Annotated in this window: 19 protein-coding genes; 9 read left to right on the top strand and 10 right to left on the bottom strand. The window is 60.8% G+C overall.

Annotated elements, in window-relative coordinates; genetic code table 11:
• Positions 1-201: 201 nt before the first annotated feature.
• From KW846_RS02665 to KW846_RS02635, 7 genes are all read right to left on the bottom strand, one after another.
• Positions 202-1368: a retropepsin-like aspartic protease gene (locus KW846_RS02665; RefSeq protein ID WP_218481223.1), complete on the bottom strand. Its 1167-nt coding sequence runs from the start codon at positions 1366-1368 to the stop codon at positions 202-204.
• A gap of 323 nt (positions 1369-1691) precedes the next feature.
• Positions 1692-2462: an electron transfer flavoprotein subunit beta gene (locus KW846_RS02660; RefSeq protein WP_218481222.1), complete on the bottom strand. Its 771-nt coding sequence runs from the start codon at positions 2460-2462 to the stop codon at positions 1692-1694.
• Positions 2463-2477: 15 nt separating this feature from the next.
• Complete coding sequence (locus KW846_RS02655) at positions 2478-3698, bottom strand: electron transfer flavoprotein subunit alpha/FixB family protein (protein WP_218481221.1); 1221 nt, start codon at positions 3696-3698, stop codon at positions 2478-2480.
• Positions 3698-5641 carry a dimethylglycine demethylation protein DgcB gene (dgcB, locus tag KW846_RS02650; RefSeq protein WP_218481220.1) on the bottom strand — a complete coding sequence of 648 codons (1944 nt, stop codon included), beginning with the start codon at positions 5639-5641 and terminating at the stop codon, positions 3698-3700. Before dgcB ends, KW846_RS02655 begins: the two co-directional genes overlap by 1 nt.
• Positions 5642-5824: 183 nt before the next feature.
• Positions 5825-7885: a dimethylglycine demethylation protein DgcA gene (gene dgcA, locus KW846_RS02645; protein WP_007975506.1), complete on the bottom strand. Its 2061-nt coding sequence runs from the start codon at positions 7883-7885 to the stop codon at positions 5825-5827.
• A gap of 15 nt (positions 7886-7900) precedes the next feature.
• Complete coding sequence (locus KW846_RS02640) at positions 7901-8431, bottom strand: DUF5943 domain-containing protein (protein ID WP_007975505.1); 531 nt, start codon at positions 8429-8431, stop codon at positions 7901-7903.
• A gap of 78 nt (positions 8432-8509) precedes the next feature.
• The gene (locus tag KW846_RS02635) at positions 8510-9487 is read right to left on the bottom strand and encodes a dipeptidase (protein WP_007975504.1); all 978 of its coding nucleotides are present in this window, start codon (positions 9485-9487) and stop codon (positions 8510-8512) included.
• A gap of 224 nt (positions 9488-9711) precedes the next feature.
• Between KW846_RS02635 and KW846_RS02630 the strand changes: the two genes are divergently transcribed.
• The gene (locus KW846_RS02630) at positions 9712-10113 is read left to right on the top strand and encodes a lysozyme inhibitor LprI family protein (RefSeq protein ID WP_218481219.1); all 402 of its coding nucleotides are present in this window, start codon (positions 9712-9714) and stop codon (positions 10111-10113) included.
• A gap of 60 nt (positions 10114-10173) precedes the next feature.
• Positions 10174-10590, top strand: a complete 417-nt coding sequence (locus KW846_RS02625) for a DUF3010 family protein (protein ID WP_218481218.1) — start codon at positions 10174-10176, stop codon at positions 10588-10590.
• Between the two features lie 88 nt (positions 10591-10678).
• Here KW846_RS02625 and KW846_RS02620 read toward each other — a convergent pair whose 3' ends face one another.
• The gene (locus KW846_RS02620; protein WP_085716447.1) at positions 10679-11623 is read right to left on the bottom strand and encodes a GlxA family transcriptional regulator; all 945 of its coding nucleotides are present in this window, start codon (positions 11621-11623) and stop codon (positions 10679-10681) included.
• A gap of 225 nt (positions 11624-11848) precedes the next feature.
• On the opposite strand from KW846_RS02620, the gene KW846_RS02615 reads away from it, so the two are divergent.
• The 6 genes from KW846_RS02615 (at position 11849) to KW846_RS02590 (ending at position 17351) form a co-directional block, all read left to right on the top strand.
• Entirely contained in the window at positions 11849-12793 is a 945-nt protein-coding gene (locus KW846_RS02615; protein WP_104450077.1) for a choline ABC transporter substrate-binding protein, read from the top strand.
• Positions 12794-12888: 95 nt separating this feature from the next.
• Positions 12889-13776 (top strand): 3-keto-5-aminohexanoate cleavage protein, encoded by an 888-nt coding sequence (locus tag KW846_RS02610; RefSeq protein WP_218473367.1) that lies wholly within the window; start codon positions 12889-12891, stop codon positions 13774-13776.
• 212 nt (positions 13777-13988) lie between these two features.
• Positions 13989-14954 carry an L-carnitine dehydrogenase gene (locus KW846_RS02605; protein WP_218481217.1) on the top strand — a complete coding sequence of 322 codons (966 nt, stop codon included), beginning with the start codon at positions 13989-13991 and terminating at the stop codon, positions 14952-14954.
• Between the two features lie 135 nt (positions 14955-15089).
• Positions 15090-15566, top strand: coding sequence for a thioesterase family protein (locus KW846_RS02600; RefSeq protein WP_218481216.1), 477 nt, complete (start codon positions 15090-15092; stop codon positions 15564-15566).
• A 13-nt stretch (positions 15567-15579) separates the two neighbouring features.
• On the top strand, positions 15580-16743 hold the full coding sequence (locus tag KW846_RS02595; RefSeq protein ID WP_218481215.1) for a gamma-butyrobetaine dioxygenase: 1164 nt from the start codon (positions 15580-15582) through the stop codon (positions 16741-16743).
• A gap of 344 nt (positions 16744-17087) precedes the next feature.
• Entirely contained in the window at positions 17088-17351 is a 264-nt protein-coding gene (locus KW846_RS02590) for a hypothetical protein (protein WP_218481214.1), read from the top strand.
• Between the two features lie 174 nt (positions 17352-17525).
• Here KW846_RS02590 and KW846_RS02585 read toward each other — a convergent pair whose 3' ends face one another.
• Positions 17526-18629 (bottom strand): GlxA family transcriptional regulator, encoded by a 1104-nt coding sequence (locus tag KW846_RS02585; protein ID WP_007975492.1) that lies wholly within the window; start codon positions 18627-18629, stop codon positions 17526-17528.
• A gap of 539 nt (positions 18630-19168) precedes the next feature.
• Entirely contained in the window at positions 19169-20545 is a 1377-nt protein-coding gene (locus KW846_RS02580; protein WP_218481213.1) for an L-serine ammonia-lyase, read from the bottom strand.
• Between the two features lie 435 nt (positions 20546-20980).
• Between KW846_RS02580 and KW846_RS02575 the strand changes: the two genes are divergently transcribed.
• Positions 20981-21925: a choline ABC transporter substrate-binding protein gene (locus KW846_RS02575; RefSeq protein ID WP_218481212.1), complete on the top strand. Its 945-nt coding sequence runs from the start codon at positions 20981-20983 to the stop codon at positions 21923-21925.
• The last annotated feature ends 18 nt before the right edge of the window (positions 21926-21943 follow it).

Genomic DNA, 21943 nt, shown 5'->3' with positions numbered 1-21943 from the left:
CAGAAGCGCCAACAGAGATTGGGGGCAAGTCTGCGTTAACTGCAGCACTTATCCCCTTGAAAAAGCTTGGAAAAACCACGAACCAGACTGATCATTTTTTGAACGACGCCTTGCAGCGCTTGATTTACATGGGGCGTAGCGAGGGGCGAACATGTTATCCACAGAACCACCAACAGGGATTGTGGGTAAACACCGCCGTGTTCAGACTTTATTGAAGCATGAGCGACCCGAGGCCAGGTCCAGGTTCAATTCAAAGTCCTTGAAGGCGCGCCAACCGAGCAATATCGACGGCACGTATTGCCCGTCCAGCAGCGACGGCGGGATGGTGAAGCCCGGGTAGTACTTGTAGCTGACAGCCATGATGTTGCCTTGCATGACCAATACGCCGTCGAAGCGTTGAAAGTGCTTGTTGTCGCCGGTGTAACCGTTCGAGCTTCCTGGTGTCTGTGCCTGCACGGCATTGACCTGCCTGCCAGGTGACGCGGCCGTCAGGTAGTCGACATTTCCCGTATCGATGATGGCCTGCGTTGTCCTGCGATCCAACTGAGCGGCCACCACCAGCCGCTGGTTGAGATCCTGGCGGCTAAAGGCAATGAACGCATCGCAGCGCCTGACAGGCGCAGGATTGAGTTCCAGGGCGCTTCTGGTGATTTTCAAGCGCCCCAGTTTGCTGATCAGGTCCAGCCCCAACAAATTATCCCGCTCGCTGACAAACACCAGGACATTCCTGAACTCGCGTGTGCCGACTTTGAGTGACCGGAGAATGCCCAGCCTGGCGGCCAGGCCCTTTTCGCCATAAAACGTGCTGTAGCGATACTGAGCATCGGGCAACAACCTGATGCCCATCTGTTTCGCCGTGTCGATGTTGACCCGGGTTTGCGGTGCCCCCGTGTCCAGCACAAAACGCGCCGAGACACCGTTGGCCGCACCGACATCGATAAACGGCAGCACTTCCTGCGCGATGTAAAAGTCGTTGGCATACGGGTGCAGCGGCAGTACCTCATGCCGCGCCGAACCGCTGACCGAGAAATTGCCAGTCATCGCCAGGATAGCCAGTGATTTGTCGCCGAACATGGAGAACAGCGGTTTCAGATCGGCGCTGGCCTCTATCGCCCGGGCATGCCTGCCCTTGATCGCCAGATAGTATTCGGGGAGTTGGTTGACGACCTTGGCTTCGAGCATTCTGGCCAGGACCGTCACCGAACAGTCGAGGTGCTTATCGGCATCCAGTACCTTGTCGCACTGTTGCCGCAGTTGAGCCAGGGACGCGTTGTGCCCCTGTTCGGTCTCGACCCACTGATAAAAGTCCTGATCGGCCACGGGTGCTTTTGTCTGGACGGCAGACACCAGGCCTGTGGATACCCACATGGCCGTAGCAAAGAGCGCCAAAAGAGCGAAAGTCTTCATATTCAAGCCAGTCATAAAACCGGGTTTTATGAGTCAGCGCTGAATGTCTGAAAACTCCCGAAAGCGTGCCACACCCTTGATCAGCGCATAGAAAACTGTAGCTCACCGTCAGTGTGATCGTGCCGCATCGCTCAATCAGGCCGTTCTGGCAGGAGAAATCGATGTCGTCCGGGGCGTACAATGCCTGGCCGGTGTAGGAGCTGCCGCAGGCTGCGATCTTTTGACCTTGATCTTTAAAAACAAGATCAACAGATCGCAGCCTGCGGCAGCTCCTACAACAAGCCCTAGCGAACTACACCTTCTTCAATCAGAAGCTTGAGAATCGCCTCGGCACCAGCCTGGGCCGTCCCACCTTTGAGCACCTGCCCGCCTCCACCACTGGCCTTGGCCGTCGCGGCTTTCATGCGGTCGGCGCCGCTCTTGGCCTTGATCACTTTCAGGCGCTTGGGCCGTGGCTTGGCCGGTTGCAGGCTGGCGACCGCGAGCAGCTCATCATCGATGACTTCAACGTCCTGCGCTTGCAGCACGCCGCGTCGGGCCGGGCCATACGCGCTCTGGCGAGGCTTGGGCGCGGCGTTGTCCACCGTTGCCAGAAACGGCAGGCGCACCTTCAGCCGACGACGTTGACCGCGCGGCAAGGCTTGCAGCACCAGCGCCGAACCGCCATCGATGGACTCGACCTGTGCCAGCCCCACCACCAGCGGCCAGCCCAGGCTTTCAGCCAGCAGGAAGGGCAACATGCCCGAGCCTTCACCGGTTTCCGCCTGGCTGCCGGTCAACACCACCTGAGCACCGGCATCGCGCAGATACTCGGTCAATGCCGGCAGCGCATCGGCCCCCTCGGGCTGCTCAAGCACATGCAACTGTTCCAGGCCCATGCCCAGGTAGGCGCGCAGCGCAGGCTCGGCGACATCGCCGGCATGCAGCACCTGCAAGTTATCCCCAGCCAGTTGCAGGCCCAGTTCCACCGCCCGCGCATCCTGTTCCGCGCGACGCGGCCGACCGGACGTCGGGTGGGCGCCGATGGACACCAGGCTGATGATTTTCGTGCTCATAACCCTTTCCTTCCCTTAAGCCGCATCGCGCTTGGCGTCGTTGCGGTAAGCCTCTACCGCGTCGATCAAGGCTTGAAGAATCTCCGCGCTCTCACCGATCACCGAGAGGTCGGCACGCTTGATCATGTCGCAGCCAGGGTCGAGGTTGATCGCCACCACCTTGTCGCAGGCACCGATGCCCTGCAGGTGCTGGATCGCCCCGGAAATCCCCACGGCCACATAGACCCGTGCAGTCACCCAGGTACCGGATGCACCAACCTGACGATCGCGGGCCATGAAGCCATCGTCCACCGCCACCCGGGATGCGCCTTCGGTCGCGCCGAGGGCTTCGGCGGTCCTGTGGAAAAGTCCCCAGTCCTTGACCCCGTTGCCGCCGGAGAAAATGAACTCGGCCTCGGCCATCGGAATCGCCGCCGGGTCCACCGCCACCGCGCCCAGATCTTCGATCCGCGACAGGCTGCGCGCCACGGTTGTGGATAACTCCACCGGCAATGCTTCATGACGGGTTTCACTGACCGGCTCGGCGCACTCGGCAGCCGCCAGAATCAAGCGCGCCAGCGGACGGGCAAGGTCTTGCAGACCAGCACCAGCGCGGCCGATGCACTCCTGATCCTTGACCTGCCAGACCCGTGTGGCCGGGCGTTCGCCCAGGGCGGCGGCAAAGCGCCGACCCAGTTCCCCGCCACCGGTGCGACTGTCCGGCAACAACCAGTGGCGCGGGCTGAACTGGTTATCCACAGCCCGCAGGCCCTGGACCCGTTGTTCCGGTGCATAACCGCTGAATGCTTCGCCTTCCAGCACCAGCAGGCGGTCGACGCCCGCCGTGGCAAAAGCGTTTTCCTTGTGCTCACCGAACACCACGGCCAGCACCGCGCCGTCCTTGCCGGCCAGTTGATGGGCCAGGCCGAGCAAATCGCGGTCGTGACTGCTCAAGCGGCCACCGACCATGTCCGGCACCACGCTGATGTAAAACGCCGGTGCGGCCACCTGATGCAATGGCAATTGCACTTCAACCGCGGCTGAACGTTTAGTCGTCCCGCCCTGCTGGGCGCCGCTGCGGTCGATGCGCTTGATGCCATTGGGACCGATAAAGCCAATGCCATGGGGATTCTTACGGATGACACCGTTAGGCCCCATCCAACTGTGCTGCGCCGGTTGCATGGCCGCGTGCAATGGATGCAGACGGTTGCGGGCGATCCATTCGGCCCGAGGGTCGCGGCGGATAATGTCGCTCATCAGTGGGCCTCCGCAGGTTCGCGCTTGACGGGTTTCTTGGCGGGCGCGGCGTCGTCGAGCAACGCGTCGGCCACCAGTTCGGCGATGTCCTTGATCAGCGGCCGGGGCTCGACCACGCCTTCAAGCATCGCGGTGCACTGTGGACAACCCACGGCCACCAGTTCGGCACCGGTTTCGCGGATGTCTTCCATGCGCATGTCAGGAATGCGTTGCTTGCCCGGAATGTCGGTGATCGGCGCACCGCCGCCGCCGCCGCAGCAGCGGGAGCGGAAACCGGAACGTTGCATCTCTTTCACTTCGATCCCGAGCGCGCGCAGTACCTGGCGCGGCGCCTCGTATTCGCCGTTGTAGCGGCCCAGGTAGCACGGGTCGTGGTAGGTCACGCTGTCGCCTTTGTGCTGACCGAGGTTCAGCGCGCCAGCATCGATGATTTCCGCCATGTAGGTGCTGTGGTGCTGCACCAGGTAGTTGCCGTCGAAGGCGCCATATTCGTTCTTCAGCACATGGAAACTGTGCGGATCGCAGGTGACGATGCGGTTGAAGCTGTACTTGGCCAGGGTCTGGATGTTGCGCTTGGCCAGCAATTGGAACGTTGCTTCATCGCCCAGGCGTCGGGCCACGTCACCACTGTCGCGTTCTTCAAGGCCGAGTACCGCGAAATCGATTTTCGCCGCCTTCAGCACTTTGACGAAAGCCCGCAGGGTGCGCTGGTTGCGCATGTCGAAGGCGCCGTCGCCGACCCAGAACAGCACGTCGGTGGATTTCTTTTCGCTGAGCAGGTTGAGGTTCAAGTCTGCCGCCCAGTTCATCCGCCCGCCCGGCGCAAAGCCGCCCGGGTTGTCGGTGGCGATCAGGTTTTCCAGGACTTCGGCGCCCTTGTTCGGGGTCGCGCCTTTTTCCAGTGTCAGGTGACGGCGCATGTCGACGATGGCATCGACGTGCTCGATCATCATCGGGCACTCCTCGACGCAGGCGCGGCAAGTTGTGCACGACCACAGGGTCTCGGCGTCCACCAGACCGTTGACGATCGGTTGATGCGGATTGCCGGCGTGCTCGCCAATCGCTTTGCCGGGATATGGGCTGCCAGCGAATTTTGCATCGGTGCCACCGGCCAGGCCGACGACCATGTCCTGAATCAGTTTTTTCGGGTTCAGCGGCTGGCCGGCGGCGAAGGCCGGGCACGCTGCTTCGCATTTACCGCACTGCACGCAGGCGTCGAAGCCGAGCAATTGGTTCCAGGTGAAATCCTTGGGTTTTTCCACGCCCAATGGCGCACTCAGGTCGCTAAGGTCCAGCGGCTTCAAACCGGTGGAACGGCCGCCACCAAAACGTTCGGCGCGGCGGTGCCAGGCCAAGTGCAAAGCGCCGGCAAAGGCGTGCTTCATCGGCCCGCCCCAGGTCATGCCGAAGAACAGTTCCGACACGCCCCACAACACGCCAACCCCGAGAATCGCTGCCAACAGCCAGCCGCCGAAATTCTCCGGCAGAATGCCCGCCACCGGCAGGGTCACCAGGAAGAACGAGGCCGAGAATGCCAGCAGGCTTTTCGGCAGGCGCATCCACGGGCCTTTCGACAGGCGCGCCGGCGGATTGCGCCGACGCAGGTAAACGAAGATCGCGCCGACGAACATGACCGCCGTCATCAGCAGCAGCGCATAGCCGAGGAAACGGTTATGCAGGCCGAAACCGTGCACCAGAATCGCCAGTACGATGGACGCCACCGCACCGCCGGCCGTGGCGACGTGGGTGTTGGCGATGTATTTGTCCCGCGCCACCACATGGTGCAAGTCGACCATGTAGCGCTTGGGCATGGCGAACAGTCCACCGATCAGGTCGACTTTCGAAGCCCGGCCCCGGCGCCACATGGCCACCCGCCGCAACGCGCCCAGGACACCAAGGCCCAGGGCAGCGAACAACAGGATTGGAAGAAGGGTGTTCAACATTGTGAAGCTCCCAAAGACCGTAGGGTCTTGCAGGCCAAACTACCTGGATGCCTTGCCCGATTCCTTGTAGGAGCGAGCTTGCTCGCGAAAAACCTGAGAACGTCGCGCTAAGTCAGACTCCCCGCGTCATCGTTCACGACCATCGCGAGCAGGCTCGCTCCTACAAGGGTTATCAACAAGCTCTTAGAAATCCTTGCACAACCGCAGCGCGTCATAGATCGCCGCGTGTACGTTACGCTGGGCCACGCAGTCGCCGATGCGGAACAGCAGGTAGCCGTCGCCGCTCTGTTCCAGGCAAGGTTGCGGCTTGATCGCGAACAAGGCTTCGACGTCGATCTGGCCTTTGTTGCGCGAGCCTTCCTTCAGCGCGTAGTAGATTTCTTCGTCCGGACGCACGCCGTTTTCCACGACCACCTGGTCAACCACCCGCTCCTCTTTGGCACCGGTGTATTCGTTTTCCAGTACCGCCACCAGCTTGTCGCCTTCGCGGTAGACCTTCTCCAGCATCATGTCGCCGGTCATGATCACTTCTTTCGGGTACATGCTGCGGTAGTACGTCGGGAACGATGTACCCCCGATGGCCACGCCCGGCTTGATGTCGTCGGTGACAATCTCTACCTGGCTGCCCTTGTCCGCGATGAAGTCAGCGGTCGACATGCCGGTGAATTCGCAAATGGTGTCGTAGACCAGCACGTTCTTGCCCGGTGCAACCTTGCCATCGAGGATGTCCCAGCTGCTGACCACCAGGCCTTCAGCCGCGCCCCAGTGTTCGTTCTGTTCGATGAACGGATGACCGCCGACAGCCAGCACTACCACGTCCGGACGCAGGTCCATGATGGTTGGCGCGTCAGCCGCGGTACCCAGGCGCAGGTCGACTTTCAACCGTGCCAGTTCCAGTTGATACCAGCGGGTGATACCGGCGATCTGGTCCCGTTGCGGGGCTTTCGATGCGGTGGTGATCTGCCCGCCGATGAATTCCTTTTTCTCGAACAGGGTCACGTCGTGGCCACGCTCGGCGGCCACGCGGGCGGCCTCCATCCCGGCAGGACCGGCACCGACCACCACCACCTTGCGTTTCACGCCAGTGGTTTTTTCGATGATGTGCGGCAGGCCCATGTATTCACGAGAAGTCGCGGCGTTCTGAATGCACAGCACATCCAGGCCCTGATACTGACGGTCGATGCAGTAGTTGGCACCGACGCATTGCTTGATCTGGTCGATCTGGCCCATCTTGATCTTGGCGATCAGGTGCGGGTCGGCGATGTGCGCGCGAGTCATGCCGACCATGTCGACGTAACCGCCTTCCAGGATACGGGTGGCCTGGTTCGGGTCCTTGATGTTCTGCGCGTGCAGCACTGGAACCTTGACCACTTCCTTGATGCCGGCCGCCAGGTGCAGGAACGGCTCCGGCGGATAACTCATGTTCGGAATCACGTTGGCCAGGGTGTTGTGGGTGTCGCAACCCGAACCCACGACGCCGATGAAGTCGAGCATGCCGGTATCGTCGTAATACTTGGCGATCTGCTTCATGTCTTCGTGGGACAGGCCGTCCGGGTGGAACTCGTCACCACAGATGCGCATGCCCACGCAGAAATCGTCACCGACCTCGGCGCGTACGGCTTTCAAGACTTCCAGACCGAACTTCATCCGGCCTTCGAAGGTGCCGCCCCATTCGTCGGTACGCTTGTTGACCCGCGGGCTCCAGAACTGGTCGATCATGTGCTGGTGCACCGCCGACAGTTCAACACCGTCCAGGCCACCGGCCTTGGCACGGCGAGCTGCTTGAGCGTAGTTACCGATTACCCGCCAGATTTCTTCCGGCTCGATGGTTTTGCAAGTGGCACGGTGCACCGGCTCGCGCACACCCGACGGCGACATCAGCGTCGGCCAGTTGAAGCCGTCCCAACGCGAACGACGGCCCATGTGGGTAATCTGGATCATGATCTTGGCGCCGTGCTTATGCATGGCATCGGCCAGATTCTGGAAGTGCGGAATGATGCGGTCGGTGGACAGGTTCACCGAACTCCACCATTCCTGCGGGCTGTCGATAGCCACCACGGACGAGCCGCCGCAAATCGCCAGGCCGATCCCGCCCTTGGCTTTCTCTTCGTAATACTTGACGTACCGATCGGTGGTCATGCCGCCGTCGGTGGCATAAACCTCGGCGTGCGCGGTGCTGAGCACGCGGTTACGGATGGTCAGTTTGCCGATCTGGATCGGCTGGAACATTGCTTCGAAAGCCATGGCGGGTTCCTCGACTTACAACGGCTTGACGATGAACAAGCCGTCTTCGTGGCCCTCTTCGGAGCCACCGTAGACTTGCTCGGCCACGGTGCGGATCTTGCTGCCGCGAGCGGCGAGGATCTGGTCCATCGCGCCGGCAAACCAGCCAGTGAACATGTAGTCGACCTTGCGCCCGACCTTGCCGTACACATAGACGAACGCCGAATGCTCGAGCTTGACACTGGCGGTGCCTTTGTCGAGGTCGATGTCCTGGATCTTGAACAGGCCCCAGCCACGCTGCGACAGGCGCTTCATGTAGTGCTCGAACACCGCGACGCCTTCCAGGCCATGGCATTCGGCTTCTTTTTCACACCAGTGCCAGGCGGACTTGTAGCCGGCCTTGTAGAGAATTTCAGCATAGGCTTCAGCGCCCAGCACTTCCTCGATGCCCATGTGGTTGTTGACGAAGAAATGCCGTGGCACATACAGCATCGGCAGGGCGTCGGACGTCCAGACACCGGTCTCGCTGTCGACTTCGATTGGCAATTGCGGGGCGATCTTGGCCATGGAAACTTAACTCCAGAAAAATTTTGGTGTTGCCCCCGGCGCGGGCGGCCGGGGGAAAGGATTCAGAGGTGCAGTGGCTTACTCGCCCCAGACGTCCTTGAGGACGCTTACCCAGTTTTCGCCCATGATCTTGCGCACCACTCGCTCGGAGTGGCCGCGCTTGAGCAGGGTTTCGGTCAGGTTCGGGAACTCGCCCACGGTGCGGATGCCCAGCGGGTTGATGATCTTGCCGAAGCTGGTCAGGCGGCGGGCGTAGCCCTTGTCGTGGGTCAGGTATTCGAAGAAGTCCTGGCCATGGCCCTGGGTGAAGTCGGTGCCGATGCCGATGGCGTCTTCGCCGACGATGTTCATCACGTACTCGATGGCTTCGGCGTAGTCGTCGATGGTCGAGTCGATACCCTTGGCGAGGAATGGCGCGAACATGGTGACGCCGACAAAGCCGCCGTGGTCGGCAATGAACTTGAGTTCTTCATCGGACTTGTTGCGTGGGTGCTCCTTGAGCCCCGACGGCAGGCAGTGGGAGTAGCAAACCGGCTTTTTCGACTCAAGGATGACTTCTTCGGAAGTCTTGGAGCCAACGTGAGACAGGTCGCACATCACGCCAACGCGGTTCATCTCGGCGACGATTTCGCGACCGAAGCCCGACAGGCCGCCATCACGCTCGTAGCAACCGGTGCCCACCAGGTTCTGGGTGTTGTAGCACATCTGCACAATGCCCACGCCGAGCTGCTTGAACACCTCGACATAGCCGATCTGGTCTTCATAGGCATGGGCGTTCTGGAAGCCGAAAAGGATGCCGGTCTTGCCCTGCTCCTTGGCCTTGCGGATGTCGGCGGTGGTACGCACCGGCATCACCAGGTCGCTGTTCTCGCGGATCAGCTTCTGGCTCGCGGCAATGTTGTTGACGGTGGCCTGAAAGCCCTCCCACACCGACACGGTGCAGTTGGCTGCGGTCAAACCGCCCTTGCGCATGTCTTCGAACAGTTCACGGTTCCACTTGGCAATAATCAGCCCGTCGATAACGATGCTGTCGGCGTGCAATTCGGCTGGGCTCATCAGGCTGTCCCCTTATTAGCGATTCATGCGCCGAATCGTCTGCCGGCGCTTTGGGGCCAGCATATGCCTCGGTGCCTCGGCGACCGGGTGCAAAAACGACAGGGGGTTTGCCGAAAGCGTCAATCCGCGACAAAGGGTCGTCGCCAGGCACAATCAGCGACCTGTTCAAGGCCTTCGGCTTGGGCCAGAATTCGCTGCATCACTGGAATAGAGCGGCGACCTGAATGAAATCCATCCTTCTGGCTTTGGCACTGATTGCGACCGGCGTACACGCAGCGGAGGAGTCCGACGACAACCCGTGCGATAAAGTCGAAAACGACGTCCAGACCCTCGAGTGCTCGGCCTTCAGCAAAACCACCGCCGAAGACCTGCTCAAGGAAAACCTCCAGGGCCTGACCGACCGCATGCAGTCGCAATACGGCAAAAACCCGTCGCAACTGGCCGACATCACCGCCAAGCTCAAGGCTGCCCAACAGCAATGGCTGAAGACCCGCGATGCCGACTGCGCCGTCGAAGCCTTCCCCGCCACCGGTGGCAGCAAGGCGTTCACCATTGCCCAGAACGACTGCATTGCGCGGATGAGTGATGAGCGGTCGGAGTTTTTGGAGTCGATTGGGCAGGAGTGATTCGTGCGCCAGTCAGCTTGAACTGTAAGCTGCTCACCTCTATCACCAATGGGATTGAACATGAAAGTCTGCGGCATCGAAATCAAAGGCAGCGAAGCGATCATCGCCGTGGCCACGCTGGACGGTCAGGCGCTGAGCCATCTCGCGCTCGCCACCAAGAAAATTGCCCTGGACGATGACGACGAAGCCGCCAACGTCAAAGTGTTCGCAGCCCAGGTCGCTTCGTTTGTGCGCGAAAACTCCATCGACCGTATCGCAATCAAGAAGCGCAGCAAAAAGGGCGAATTCGCCGGTGGTCCGACCACGTTCAAGATCGAAGGGGTTTTCCAGTTGCTGGAGAATTGCGAAGTGACGCTGCTGTCGCCGCAGACCATCACGGCGCAGTGCAAGAAATTCAATGTCGAGCTGCCGGATACGCTGAACAAGTATCAGCATGAAGCGTTTAAAGCGGCTTGTTCGGCGCTGTTGAAGAAGTAATACCGCCAATATCTAAAGATCGCAGCCTTCGGCAGCTCCTACAGAGGGAATCCATGTAGGAGCTGCCGAAGGCTGCGATCTTTTGATTTTACGCTTTAGCGGTACGTCGATCCTCCCGCGGGCACCGCTCATATTTCGCCCGATAACTGCGGGTGAAATACGACGGCGACTCAAACCCGCAGGCAATGCTCACCTCCAGCACGCTCATGTCGGTCTGCCGCAGCAACTGCCGCGCTTTTTCCAAGCGTAAGCGCAAATAGAAATTGCTCGGCGTGTCGTTCAGGTGCAACCGAAACAACCGCTCCAACTGCCGCCGCGTCACCTTGATCGATTCCGCCAGTTCCAGCGTACTGAGCGGCGGTTCGCTGTGCTGTTCCATCTCACCGATCACATGCACCAGCTTCTTGTTGCTGATGCCGTAGCGCGTGGCGACCTCCATGCGTTGGTGGTCTTTGCGCGGGCGGATGCGGCCGAGCACGAATTGTTCGCTGACCTGGATCGCCAGTTCCGGGCCATGGGCCTGGGCGATCAAATCCAGCATTAAATCGATGGAGGCCGTGCCACCAGCGGAAGTGATGCGCCGGCGGTCGATCTCGAACAATTCCTGGGTGACGCTGAGCTGTGGATAAGACTCCTTGAAGGCGTCGATGGCTTCCCAGTGCAGGGTCAGGCGATGGCCGTCGAGCAGGCCTGCCTCGGCGAGGATGAAGCTGCCGGTGTCGATGGCGCCGAGGGTCACGCCTTCGTTGTCCAGTCGGCGCAACCAATGCTCAAGTGCCGGGGTGGCGAATTTCAGCGGTTCGAAGCCGGCGACCACCAACAAGGTCGCGCCCTTCTTCAGCGGTTCCAGCGCCGCATCGGCGTTGACCGACATACCGTTACTGGCCAGCACCGCCCCCCCATCCGCGCTCAACACATGCCAGCGATAGAGTTCGCCACGAAAGCGATTGGCAACCCGCAACGGCTCGATGGCCGAGATAAATCCGATGGCCGAGAAACCCGGCATCAACAAGAAGTAGAAATCCTGGGACATGGAGCGCACTCGCTTAGCAGGTAACAAGAGGCCAGGTAACGAGAGGGCGGGCAGCGTAGGGATGTTGATACGCCAGTTGCAAGCGGCTTTCAAGAGCACAGGTCGCTGCAGTGCAAGAGCTGGTCGCCGCAGTGCGCCTTCATCGGTGCTTTGCTGCGTAACTTGGCATCACCGGCGCATCAGACACCGGAACTCACAATAAACGAACTGCCGAGGAACCTGAGAATGAAACGACTGATCAGCAGCTGTGTTCTTGCACTCAGTGGTACCGCGTTACTGAGCGCCAGTGTCATGGCCGCCGAACCCGCCGCATGCCAGAACGTGCGCATGGGTGTAGTGAACTGGACCGACGTGATCGCCACCAGTGCCATGACCCAGGTATTGCTCGATGGCCTCGGCTACAGCACCAAACAAACCAGCGCCTCCCAGCAAATCATCTTCGCCGGGATCCGCGACCAGCGTCTGGACCTGTTCCTCGGCTACTGGAACCCGCTGATGACCCAGACCATCACCCCCTTCGTCGATGCCAAGCAGGTCAAGGTGCTTGAAGCGCCAAGCCTGCAAGACGCCCGCGCGACCCTCGCCGTGCCGACCTACCTCGCCGACAAGGGCCTGAAAACCTTCGCTGACATCGCCAAATTCGAAAAAGAACTGGGCGGCAAGATCTACGGCATCGAGCCGGGCTCGGGCGCCAACACCCAGATCAAGGCGATGATCTCCAAGAACCAGTTCGGCCTCGGCAAGTTCCAGCTGGTCGAGTCCAGCGAAGCCGGCATGCTCGCGGCGGTGGACCGCGCCGTGCGTCGCAACGAAGCCGTGGTGTTCTTCGGCTGGGCGCCGCACCCGATGAACGTCAACGTGAAAATGACCTACCTCACCGGCAGCGACGACGCCCTCGGCCCGAACGAAGGCAAGGCAACCGTGTGGACCGTCACCGCGCCGACCTACGCCGAGCAATGCCCGAACATCGGTCGCCTGCTGAGCAACCTGACGTTCACCGCCGAGGACGAGAGCCGGATGATGCAGCCACTGCTGGATCACAAGGACGCTTTCGAGTCGGCCAAACAATGGCTCAAGGATCACCCGCAGGACAAAAAACGCTGGCTTGAAGGCGTCACCACCTTCGATGGCAAACCAGCCGCTGAAAACCTGCAACTGACCAGTAAATAAACCCGAACCCACCACCGTCTCGCAGCCCCAAGGGGCTGCGAACGGGACCACCACGCCTGGCCAAAACCAAAAACTCGCCTGTAAGGAACCGCCCAATGAACCACGACGTCATCATCACCTGCGCACTCACCGGTGCTGGCGACACGACCAGCAAGAGCCCACACGTGCCGGTCACCCCAAAACAGATCGCGGCTGCCGCCGTGGAAGCCGCCAAGGCCGGTGCCACCGTGGTTCACTGCCATGTTCGCGACCCGCAAACCGGCAAGTTCAGCCGTGATGTGGCGCTGTATCGCGAGGTGATGGAGCGTATCCGCGAGGCGGACGTGGACATCATCGTCAACCTCACTGCCGGCATGGGCGGCGACCTGGAAATCGGTGCCGGCGAAAGTCCGATGGAATTCGGCCCGAACACCGATCTGGTCGGCCCGCTGACCCGCCTGGCCCACGTCGAAGAACTGCTGCCGGAAATCTGCACCCTCGATTGCGGCACCCTGAACTTCGGTGACGGCGACACCATCTACGTCTCCACCCCGGCCCAGCTGCGCGCTGGCGCCAAACGCATTCAAGAGCTGGGCGTGAAGGCCGAGCTGGAAATCTTCGACACCGGCCACCTGTGGTTCGCCAAGCAGATGATCAAGGAAGGCCTGCTCGACAACCCGTTGTTCCAGCTGTGCCTGGGCATCCCGTGGGGCGCGCCGGCGGACACCACCACCATGAAGGCCATGGTCGACAACCTGCCCGCCGACGCGGTCTGGGCCGGCTTCGGTATCGGTCGCATGCAGATGCCGATGGCGGCACAAGCGGTGTTGCTCGGCGGCAACGTGCGAGTCGGGCTGGAAGACAACCTGTGGCTGGACAAGGGCGTGCTGGCGACCAACGGCCAACTGGTCGAACGCGCCACGGAAATCCTCAGCCGCCTCGGTGCCCGCGTGCTCACCCCCGCTGAAGGCCGCAAAAAAATGGGCCTGACCCAGCGCGGTTAATAGAACTTACACCCAACCCTGTGGGAGCGGGCTTTTGTGGCGAGGGGGCTTGCCCCCGTTCGGCTGCGAAGCAGTCGTAAACCATTGAGCTTGGTGTGTCTGAAACACCGCAGTTGCTGGTTTTAGGGCCGCTTCGCGACCCAACGGGGGCAAGCCCCCTCGCCACAAAAGCCCGCTCCCACAGGTTTTTTTGAACTCTTTAGGACGTGACCATGAGCTTTATTACCGAAATCAAAACCTTCGCCGCCCTGGGCAGCGGTGTCATCGGCAGCGGCTGGGTGTCCCGCGCGCTCGCCCATGGCCTGGACGTCGTGGCCTGGGACCCGGCACCAGGCGCTGAAGCTGCCCTGCGCAAACGCGTCGCCAACGCCTGGGGCGCACTGGAGAAACAAGGACTGGCGCCCGGTGCATCGCAGGATCGCCTGCGCTTTGTTGCAACCATCGAAGAATGCGTTCGCGACGCTGACTTCATCCAGGAAAGTGCCCCGGAACGCCTTGAGCTGAAACTGAAACTGCACAGCAAAATCAGCGCAGCGGCCAAGCCCAATGCGTTGATCGGCTCCAGCACCTCTGGCCTGCTGCCGAGCGAGTTCTACGAGAGTGCCACCCACCCGGAGCGCTGCGTGGTCGGTCACCCGTTCAACCCGGTTTACCTGCTGCCGCTGGTCGAAGTGGTCGGCGGTAAAAACACCGCGCCCGAAGCCGTGCAAGCGGCGATGAAAGTCTATGAGTCTCTAGGCATGCGCCCGTTGCACGTGCGCAAGGAAGTGCCGGGGTTCATTGCCGACCGCCTGCTCGAAGCGCTGTGGCGTGAGGCGCTGCACCTGGTCAACGACGGCGTGGCGACTACCGGTGAAATCGACGATGCGATCCGTTTCGGCGCAGGCTTGCGCTGGTCGTTCATGGGCACCTTCCTGACCTACACCCTGGCCGGTGGTGATGCCGGCATGCGTCACTTCATGGCGCAGTTCGGCCCGGCGCTGCAGTTGCCATGGACTTACCTGCCGGCACCGGAACTGACCGACAAACTGATCGACGACGTGGTCGACGGCACCAGCGATCAACTGGGTAAACACAGCATTTCGGCACTGGAGCGCTATCGTGATGACTGCCTGCTGGCAGTGCTGGAGGCGGTGAAGACCACCAAAGAGAAGCATGGGATGGCCTTCAGCGAGTAGACGTAAGTTGATAGGCCAGCAGGTCTGGCCCCTTCACGAGCAAGCCCGCTCCCACAGGGGGACGCATTCCAATGTGGGAGCGGGCTTGCTCGCGAAAGCGGTAACCCAGTCACCACTATTATCGGAACCTGAACCATGCCCACCCTCACCACTTACCAAACCACCATCATCCCCGACTGGGTCGACTACAACGGCCACCTGCGCGACGCCTTCTACCTGCTGATTTTCAGCTACGCCACCGATGCCCTGATGGATCGCCTGGGCTTGGACAGCAACAGTCGGGAAGCCAGCGGCAACTCGTTGTTCACTCTTGAGCTGCACCTCAACTACCTGCACGAAGTGAAACTCGACGCCCAAGTCGAAGTGCACACCCAAATCATTGCCCACGACAGCAAACGCCTGCACCTCTATCACAGCCTGCATCTGGTCGGTGATGCCCAGGAACTTGCAGGCAACGAGCAGATGCTGCTGCACGTGGATCTCGCCGGACCGCGCTCGGCCCCGTTCAGCGAACAGTCCTTGAATCGGCTGCAAGCCATCGTCGCCGAACAGGCGGACCTGCCAACGCCCGGGTACATTGGCCGAGTGATCGCATTACCCCCAAAAAAATAACAAGGAGATCGCCATGAACACCGCCGCTGCATTTGCCGACTTTCGTACCTATCCGTTGATCAGCGCACTGACTGGCGTGCAGACACTGGCGGACCGGATTCTGGTGAAGTGGGCCGACGCTCGCGTCAGCCCTTTCCACCATCAATGGCTGCGGGATAACTGCCCGTGCCCGCAGTGCGTCTACACCGTGACCCGCGAGCAAGTGCTGGAAATCGTCGATGTGGCTCAAGACCTGATGCCTGATGCCGTACACATCGACACCGATGGTTGCCTGTCGGTGGATTGGCAGGATGGCCACGCCAGCCGCTTCGATCCCGGCTGGCTGCGCGCCCACGCCTATGACGATGAATCCCGCGCCGAACGCCTGGCGCGCAAGCCGAAAGCCAGGCTCTGGCACAGTGATTTGCAGTTGCCGGTGTTCGAGTATCAAGCACTGATGAACGACCAGCAGGCGTTGCTGCAATGGCTGCTGGCGGTTCGCGATGTCGGCCTGACCCAGGTTCGTGGCGTGCCCACCGAGCCCGGCTCTCTGAAGCTGATCGCACAACGGATTTCCTTTATTCGCGAGAGCAATTTCGGCGTGCTGTTCAACGTGCAATCCAAAGCCGACGCCGACAGCAACGCCTACACCGCTTTCAACCTGCCGCTGCACAGCGATTTGCCGACCCGGGAGTTGCAACCGGGGCTGCAATTCCTGCATTGCCTGGTCAATGACGCAGAGGGCGGCGAAAGCATTTTTGTCGACGGTTTTGCCATCGCCGATGCGCTGCGCCGAGAAGACCCGGAGTCATTCAAAAGCCTTTGCGAAATCCCCGTAGAGTTTCGCAACAAGGACCGCCACAGCGACTACCGCTGCCTCGCGCCGATCATCGCCCTGGATACGTTGGGGCAGGTATCGGAAATCCGCATGGCGAACTTTTTGCGCGGACCGTTCGACACCTCGGTGGAACAAATGCCCAGGCTCTATCACGCCTACCGGCGCTTTATCGCGATGACGCGCGAACCCCGGTTCCGCCTGATGCAGCGGCTCAATCCCGGTGAGCTGTGGTGCTTCGACAACCGCCGCACCCTGCACGCCCGCAACGCCTTCGACCCCGCCACCGGGGCGCGGCACTTCCAGGGTTGCTATGTCGACCGGGATGAGTTGTTGTCGCGGATTCTGGTGTTGCAGCGTTAATTTTCTAAAAGATCGCAGCCTTCGGCAGCTCCTACAGGTGAAACACGATCCATGTCAGAGCTGCCGAAGGCTGCGATCTTTTGCTTTTCAACCGACCAAAAAAAGCCCCGATCAAGCCGTGACAGGATCGAGGCAGAGGGTACTGTTGAGGAGCCGCCGTGCGAGGGTGACCAAACCTTCGTGAAGCGAGCTGAGCCCAGTGTGCCCACTCCTGCGCACGGCAAGTTAGTCGAAAACGACCTGTTCATAGCCATTGCGGCCATTGCGACAATTCGCCCTTGCCGCTACTGCGTGGCCCTACCAGAATCGAGCCACGACACCGTTCCCTGAAGAAGGATTGCGTCATGATGCACGCCGATTTGATAGACCAGGAAGACCTGTTGGGCCAGCTCAAGTCGTTGGGATTCGAGGTGCCCACCGGCGCCACCGCCGAGCAGGCCTGCGAGTGTGCTGTACGGGGTTTGAACGATGTACGGGCGATGACCCTGCGGACCATGGTCAAACAGATGTACACCAGCAGCGCGACGATCCTGCCAGCGGTGCGTCAGGCGATCGATAAGCAGTTGTTGCCAGCGTTGGCGGAGTATCAGCAGAGCCATCGCACCTGATTTTCGAGATTAGACTATCAGGACTTTTGGGGTTTTCTGTGGCGAGGGGGCTTGCCCCCGTTCGGCCGCGAAGCGGTCGCAATCCAATCACAGTGTTCCAACTGACACGACTCTGTGAGTGGTTTTGGGTCTGCTGCGCAGACCAACGGGGGCAAGCCCCCTCGCCACAATGATTTAAAGCCTTACGCTTGCAAACGTCGACTCATTACGCGCCTGGCTCAGCGCCGACAACGGCCCGGACAACGGCGACAGCACCAAGGCTTGCGGCAACGGCATCATCGCCACTTGCTGGGTAGTGTTGGAGCCTACACGCTCGTCACGCGGTGGAATGCCGAAGTATTCGCGGTAGCACTTGGAGAAGTGCGGCGTGGACACAAAACCGCACACCGATGCCACTTCGATGATCGACATCGGCGTTTGCTTGAGCAGTTGCCGGGCGCGGATCAGGCGCAGCTTGAGGTAGTAACGCGACGGCGAGCAGTGCAGGTATTTCTGGAACAGGCGCTCGAGCTGACGACGGGATACCGCGACATAGACGGCCAGTTCGTCGAGATCGATTGGCTCTTCGAGGTTGGCTTCCATCAGCGCAACGATTTCCTGCAGTTTTGGCTGATTCGTGCCGAGCATGTGCTTGAGCGGCACACGCTGGTGATCCTGCTCGTTGCGGATGCGCTCGTAGACGAACATTTCCGAAATGGCCGCCGACAGTTCACGGCCGTGATCGCGGCTGATCAGGTGCAGCATCATGTCCAGCGGCGCGGTGCCGCCGGAGCTGGTGAAACGGTTACGGTCGAGGGTGAACAGGCGGGTGCTCATGGCCACCCGCGGGAAAGCTTCCTGCATGGCTGCCAGGCATTCCCAGTGCACGCTGCAATCGAAGCCGTCGAGCAGGCCGGCGCAGGCCAGGGCCCAGCTGCCGGTGCACACCGCGCCGAGGCGGCGGGACTGGCGAGCCTGGCTTTGCAGCCATGACACGTGTTCACGGGTCACAGTGCGCTGGATGCCGATACCGCCGCAGACGATGACTGTGTCCATTGGCGGGGCTTTGTGCATGGAGGCGTCGGGGGTGATCTGCAGGCCGTCACTGGCCCAGACCTGACCGCCATCGACGGTGAGGGTAGTCCACCGATACAGCTCGCGACCGGACAACTGGTTGGCCATGCGCAGGGGTTCCACTGCGGAGGCCAGAGAAATCAGCGTGAAATTGTCCAGCAGCAGAAAGCCGATGGATTGAGGCGCACGGTTCTGGGGTTGGGCCCCGGAGTTGAACGTCGTCATCGCGGTATCTCCTCACACAAAGCGGGTGATGGCCTCAGGCGGAGGCTCTTTTTATTGCCATCGTTCTCGCGTGGGAGACGGGCTTTGTAATGACAGAGCAATTGCCATGCCTATTTTTGAATGTGCGTTCAATAACTCCTAAAAACGACGTCGGAATGTGTCTATATATGTCTTGCAAGGCGTGGGGATTTAAATGGCCATCAGGACTGGCAAGCGCGCCGGCTCACGAGCGGTGAGCAATTCGGTAGCACTTGTGGGAACGGCGTTGCGCCGCGTCGGAAAGGAGTGTCACCGCAGGCACAGGTGACGAGCGGTCGAGGGCTGGTTGGCCCTCGATAAGTGGCAAGACAATTTATCTGTGAGCGACGCGCTAAAAGGAGGCGCGTTTTAATCCGGGTGTTCACTTAGCGCGCAGTTTTGACTGGTCTGCTGTGGCGAGGGGGCTTGCCCCCGTTCGGCTGCGAAGCAGTCGTAAAAGTTTTAGGGCCGCTTCGCGACCCAACGGGGGCAAGCCCCCTCGCCACAGGGTCAACTCGGTTTCAGCATTCAACAGCACTGACCGCCAACCCACCCCGCGATGTCTCCTTATATTTGTCATGCATGTCGGCACCGGTATCGCGCATGGTGCGGATCACCCGGTCCAGCGAAATAAAGTGCTGGCCATCGCCCCGCAACGCCATCTGCGCGGCGTTGATCGCCTTCACCGCAGCAATCGCGTTGCGCTCGATGCACGGCACCTGGACCAGCCCACCCACCGGGTCGCAGGTCAGGCCGAGGTTGTGTTCAAGACCGATCTCCGCCGCGTTGCACAGTTGCTCTGGCGTGGCGCCAAGGATTTCCGCCAGCCCGGCGGCCGCCATGGCGCAGGCCGAACCGACTTCGCCCTGGCAACCGACCTCGGCACCAGAGATCGAGGCGTTCTTCTTGCACAGGATGCCCACCGCCGCCGCACCGAGGAAGTAGTCGACGACATTGGCGTCGGTCACGGCCTCGCTGAATTTCATGAAATAGTGCAGCACCGCTGGAATGATCCCCGCCGCGCCATTGGTCGGTGCCGTGACCATGCGCCCGCCGGCGGCGTTTTCTTCGTTGACCGCCAGGGCGAACAGGTTGACCCACTCCATGGCGCTCAAGGTCGAGCCGATCACGTTGGGCTTATTCAGTTCCTGCAGGCTACGATGCAGCTTGGCCGCGCGGCGGCGCACGTTCAGCCCGCCGGGCAGGATGCCTTCGTGTTTCAGGCCCTGCTCGACGCAATCCTGCATGGCGCGCCAGAGCTTCATCAGGCCGCTGCGGATTTCCTCTTCGCTGCGCCAGACTTTCTCGTTGGCGATCATTAATTCCGCCACGCGCAGGTTGTGCTTCTTGCACAGCTGCAACAGCTCGGCGGCGCTGGAAAAGTCATAAGGAAGTACGGTGCGATCCAGATCCACGACACCGCTGGAGGCTTGCGCCTCATCGACGACAAAACCGCCGCCGACCGAATAGTAGGTGTCGCGATGCAGTTCGCCGTCATCGCCTTCGACAACCAGGGTCATGGCGTTGGGGTGGAACGGCAGGTTTTCGTCGATCAGGCGCATGTCCCGAGCCCAGACGAACGGCACCGACAGGCGACCGTCGAGCAACAGCGCATGGGTTTCGCGCAGGGCCTGGATACGGATGCCGATTTGCGACGGATCGATCGCATCCGGCCACTCGCCCATCAGGCCCATGATCACCGCGTTGTCGCTGCCGTGGCCGATGCCGGTGGCCGACAACGAGCCAAACAGCTGGACTTCGACACGCCGCACCTGTTCCAGCAGCCCCCGCTCGCGCAAGCCCTGCACAAACAACGCCGCTGCCCGCATGGGCCCCACGGTGTGCGAACTGGAAGGGCCGATGCCGATTTTGAACAAGTCGAAAACACTGATAGCCATGACTGACGAACTCCTGAATGGGCCCACTGCGCACGCCAAAGCGCGCGGTGACGGAGCTGCTACGCTGAAGCTGCAATCCGCCGAGATGAGCGCATCATCAAGCTTTTATCCTGCTGTTCGACGTCTCTAACCGACGCACTCATGCCCACCAACGCCGCGTGTCTTTTACGCCGTGTTTTCGCCGTTTTTTTGCGGTTCAGAGGGGAAAAAAGGGCTGAAAAAATCTGTAAACGACGTCACCGACACTGGATGCGACCATCCCTGTACTGGATACGACGCGCCCTGTAGGCGTCAGATTTTCACTGGTACATGATCATATCGACTCGATTGCAAGGCGCCGTGGTAGAGCTGTCTCCAGAACGCCATCCAACCGCAACCTATAAGTGCGGTGGTCCAGTCGGAACACTGCCAAAAAAAACACCAAGGAGTCCATCCATGAAAGGTTCCCCGTCGTTGTTGTTGGCCGCCATGCTTAGTCTGCCGGTTCTGGCGCAAGCCGCAGAACCGGCGCAATGCAATACCGTAAACTTCTCCGATGTCGGCTGGACCGACATCACCGCGACCACCGCGACCACCAGCGTCGTGCTCAACGCCCTCGGCTACAAGACCAAGACCACCATGATTTCCGTGCCCGTGACCTACAAGTCGCTGGCCGACGGCAAGAACATGGACGTGTTCCTGGGGAACTGGATGCCGACCATGGAAAACGACATCAAGGCCTACCGCGATGCCGGCACCGTGGAAACCGTGCGTACCAACCTCAAGGGCGCCAAGTACACCCTCGCCGTCCCTCAAGCGCTGTACGACAAGGGGCTGCATGACTTCGCCGACATCGCCAAATTCAAGAAAGAGCTCGACGGCAAGATCTACGGCATCGAGCCTGGCAACGACGGTAACCGCCTGATCCAGTCGATGATCGACAAGAACGCCTTCGGCCTCAAGGACGCGGGCTTCAAGGTCGTCGAGTCCAGCGAAGCCGGCATGCTGTCGCAGGTCGACCGTGCGCAGAAACGCGACACCGCCGTGGTGTTCCTGGGCTGGGCGCCGCACCCGATGAACAAGCGCTTCAAGATTCAATACCTGACCGGCGGCGACGATTTCTTCGGCCCCGACTTTGGCGCCGCCACTGTGGCGACCAACACCCGCAAGGGCTACGCCGAGGAATGCAGCAACGTCGGTCAGTTGCTGAAAAACCTGGAGTTCACGGTCGACATGGAAAGCGAACTGATGGGCAACATCCTGGACGACAAGATGAAGCCTGACGCGGCCGCCAAGGCCTGGCTTAAAAAGAATCCACAGGTGCTCGATACCTGGCTCGCTGGCGTGACCACCATTGACGGTAAACCTGGCCTGGAGGCCGTGAAAGCCAAACTGCAGTAATCGCTTATGCCGGACGGC

It is taken from the genome of Pseudomonas sp. PDM32 (assembly GCF_019219225.1).
GTDB classification, from domain to species: Bacteria; Pseudomonadota; Gammaproteobacteria; order Pseudomonadales; family Pseudomonadaceae; genus Aquipseudomonas; species Aquipseudomonas laurylsulfatiphila.
This window is presented reverse-complemented; position numbering and strand designations above follow the sequence as displayed.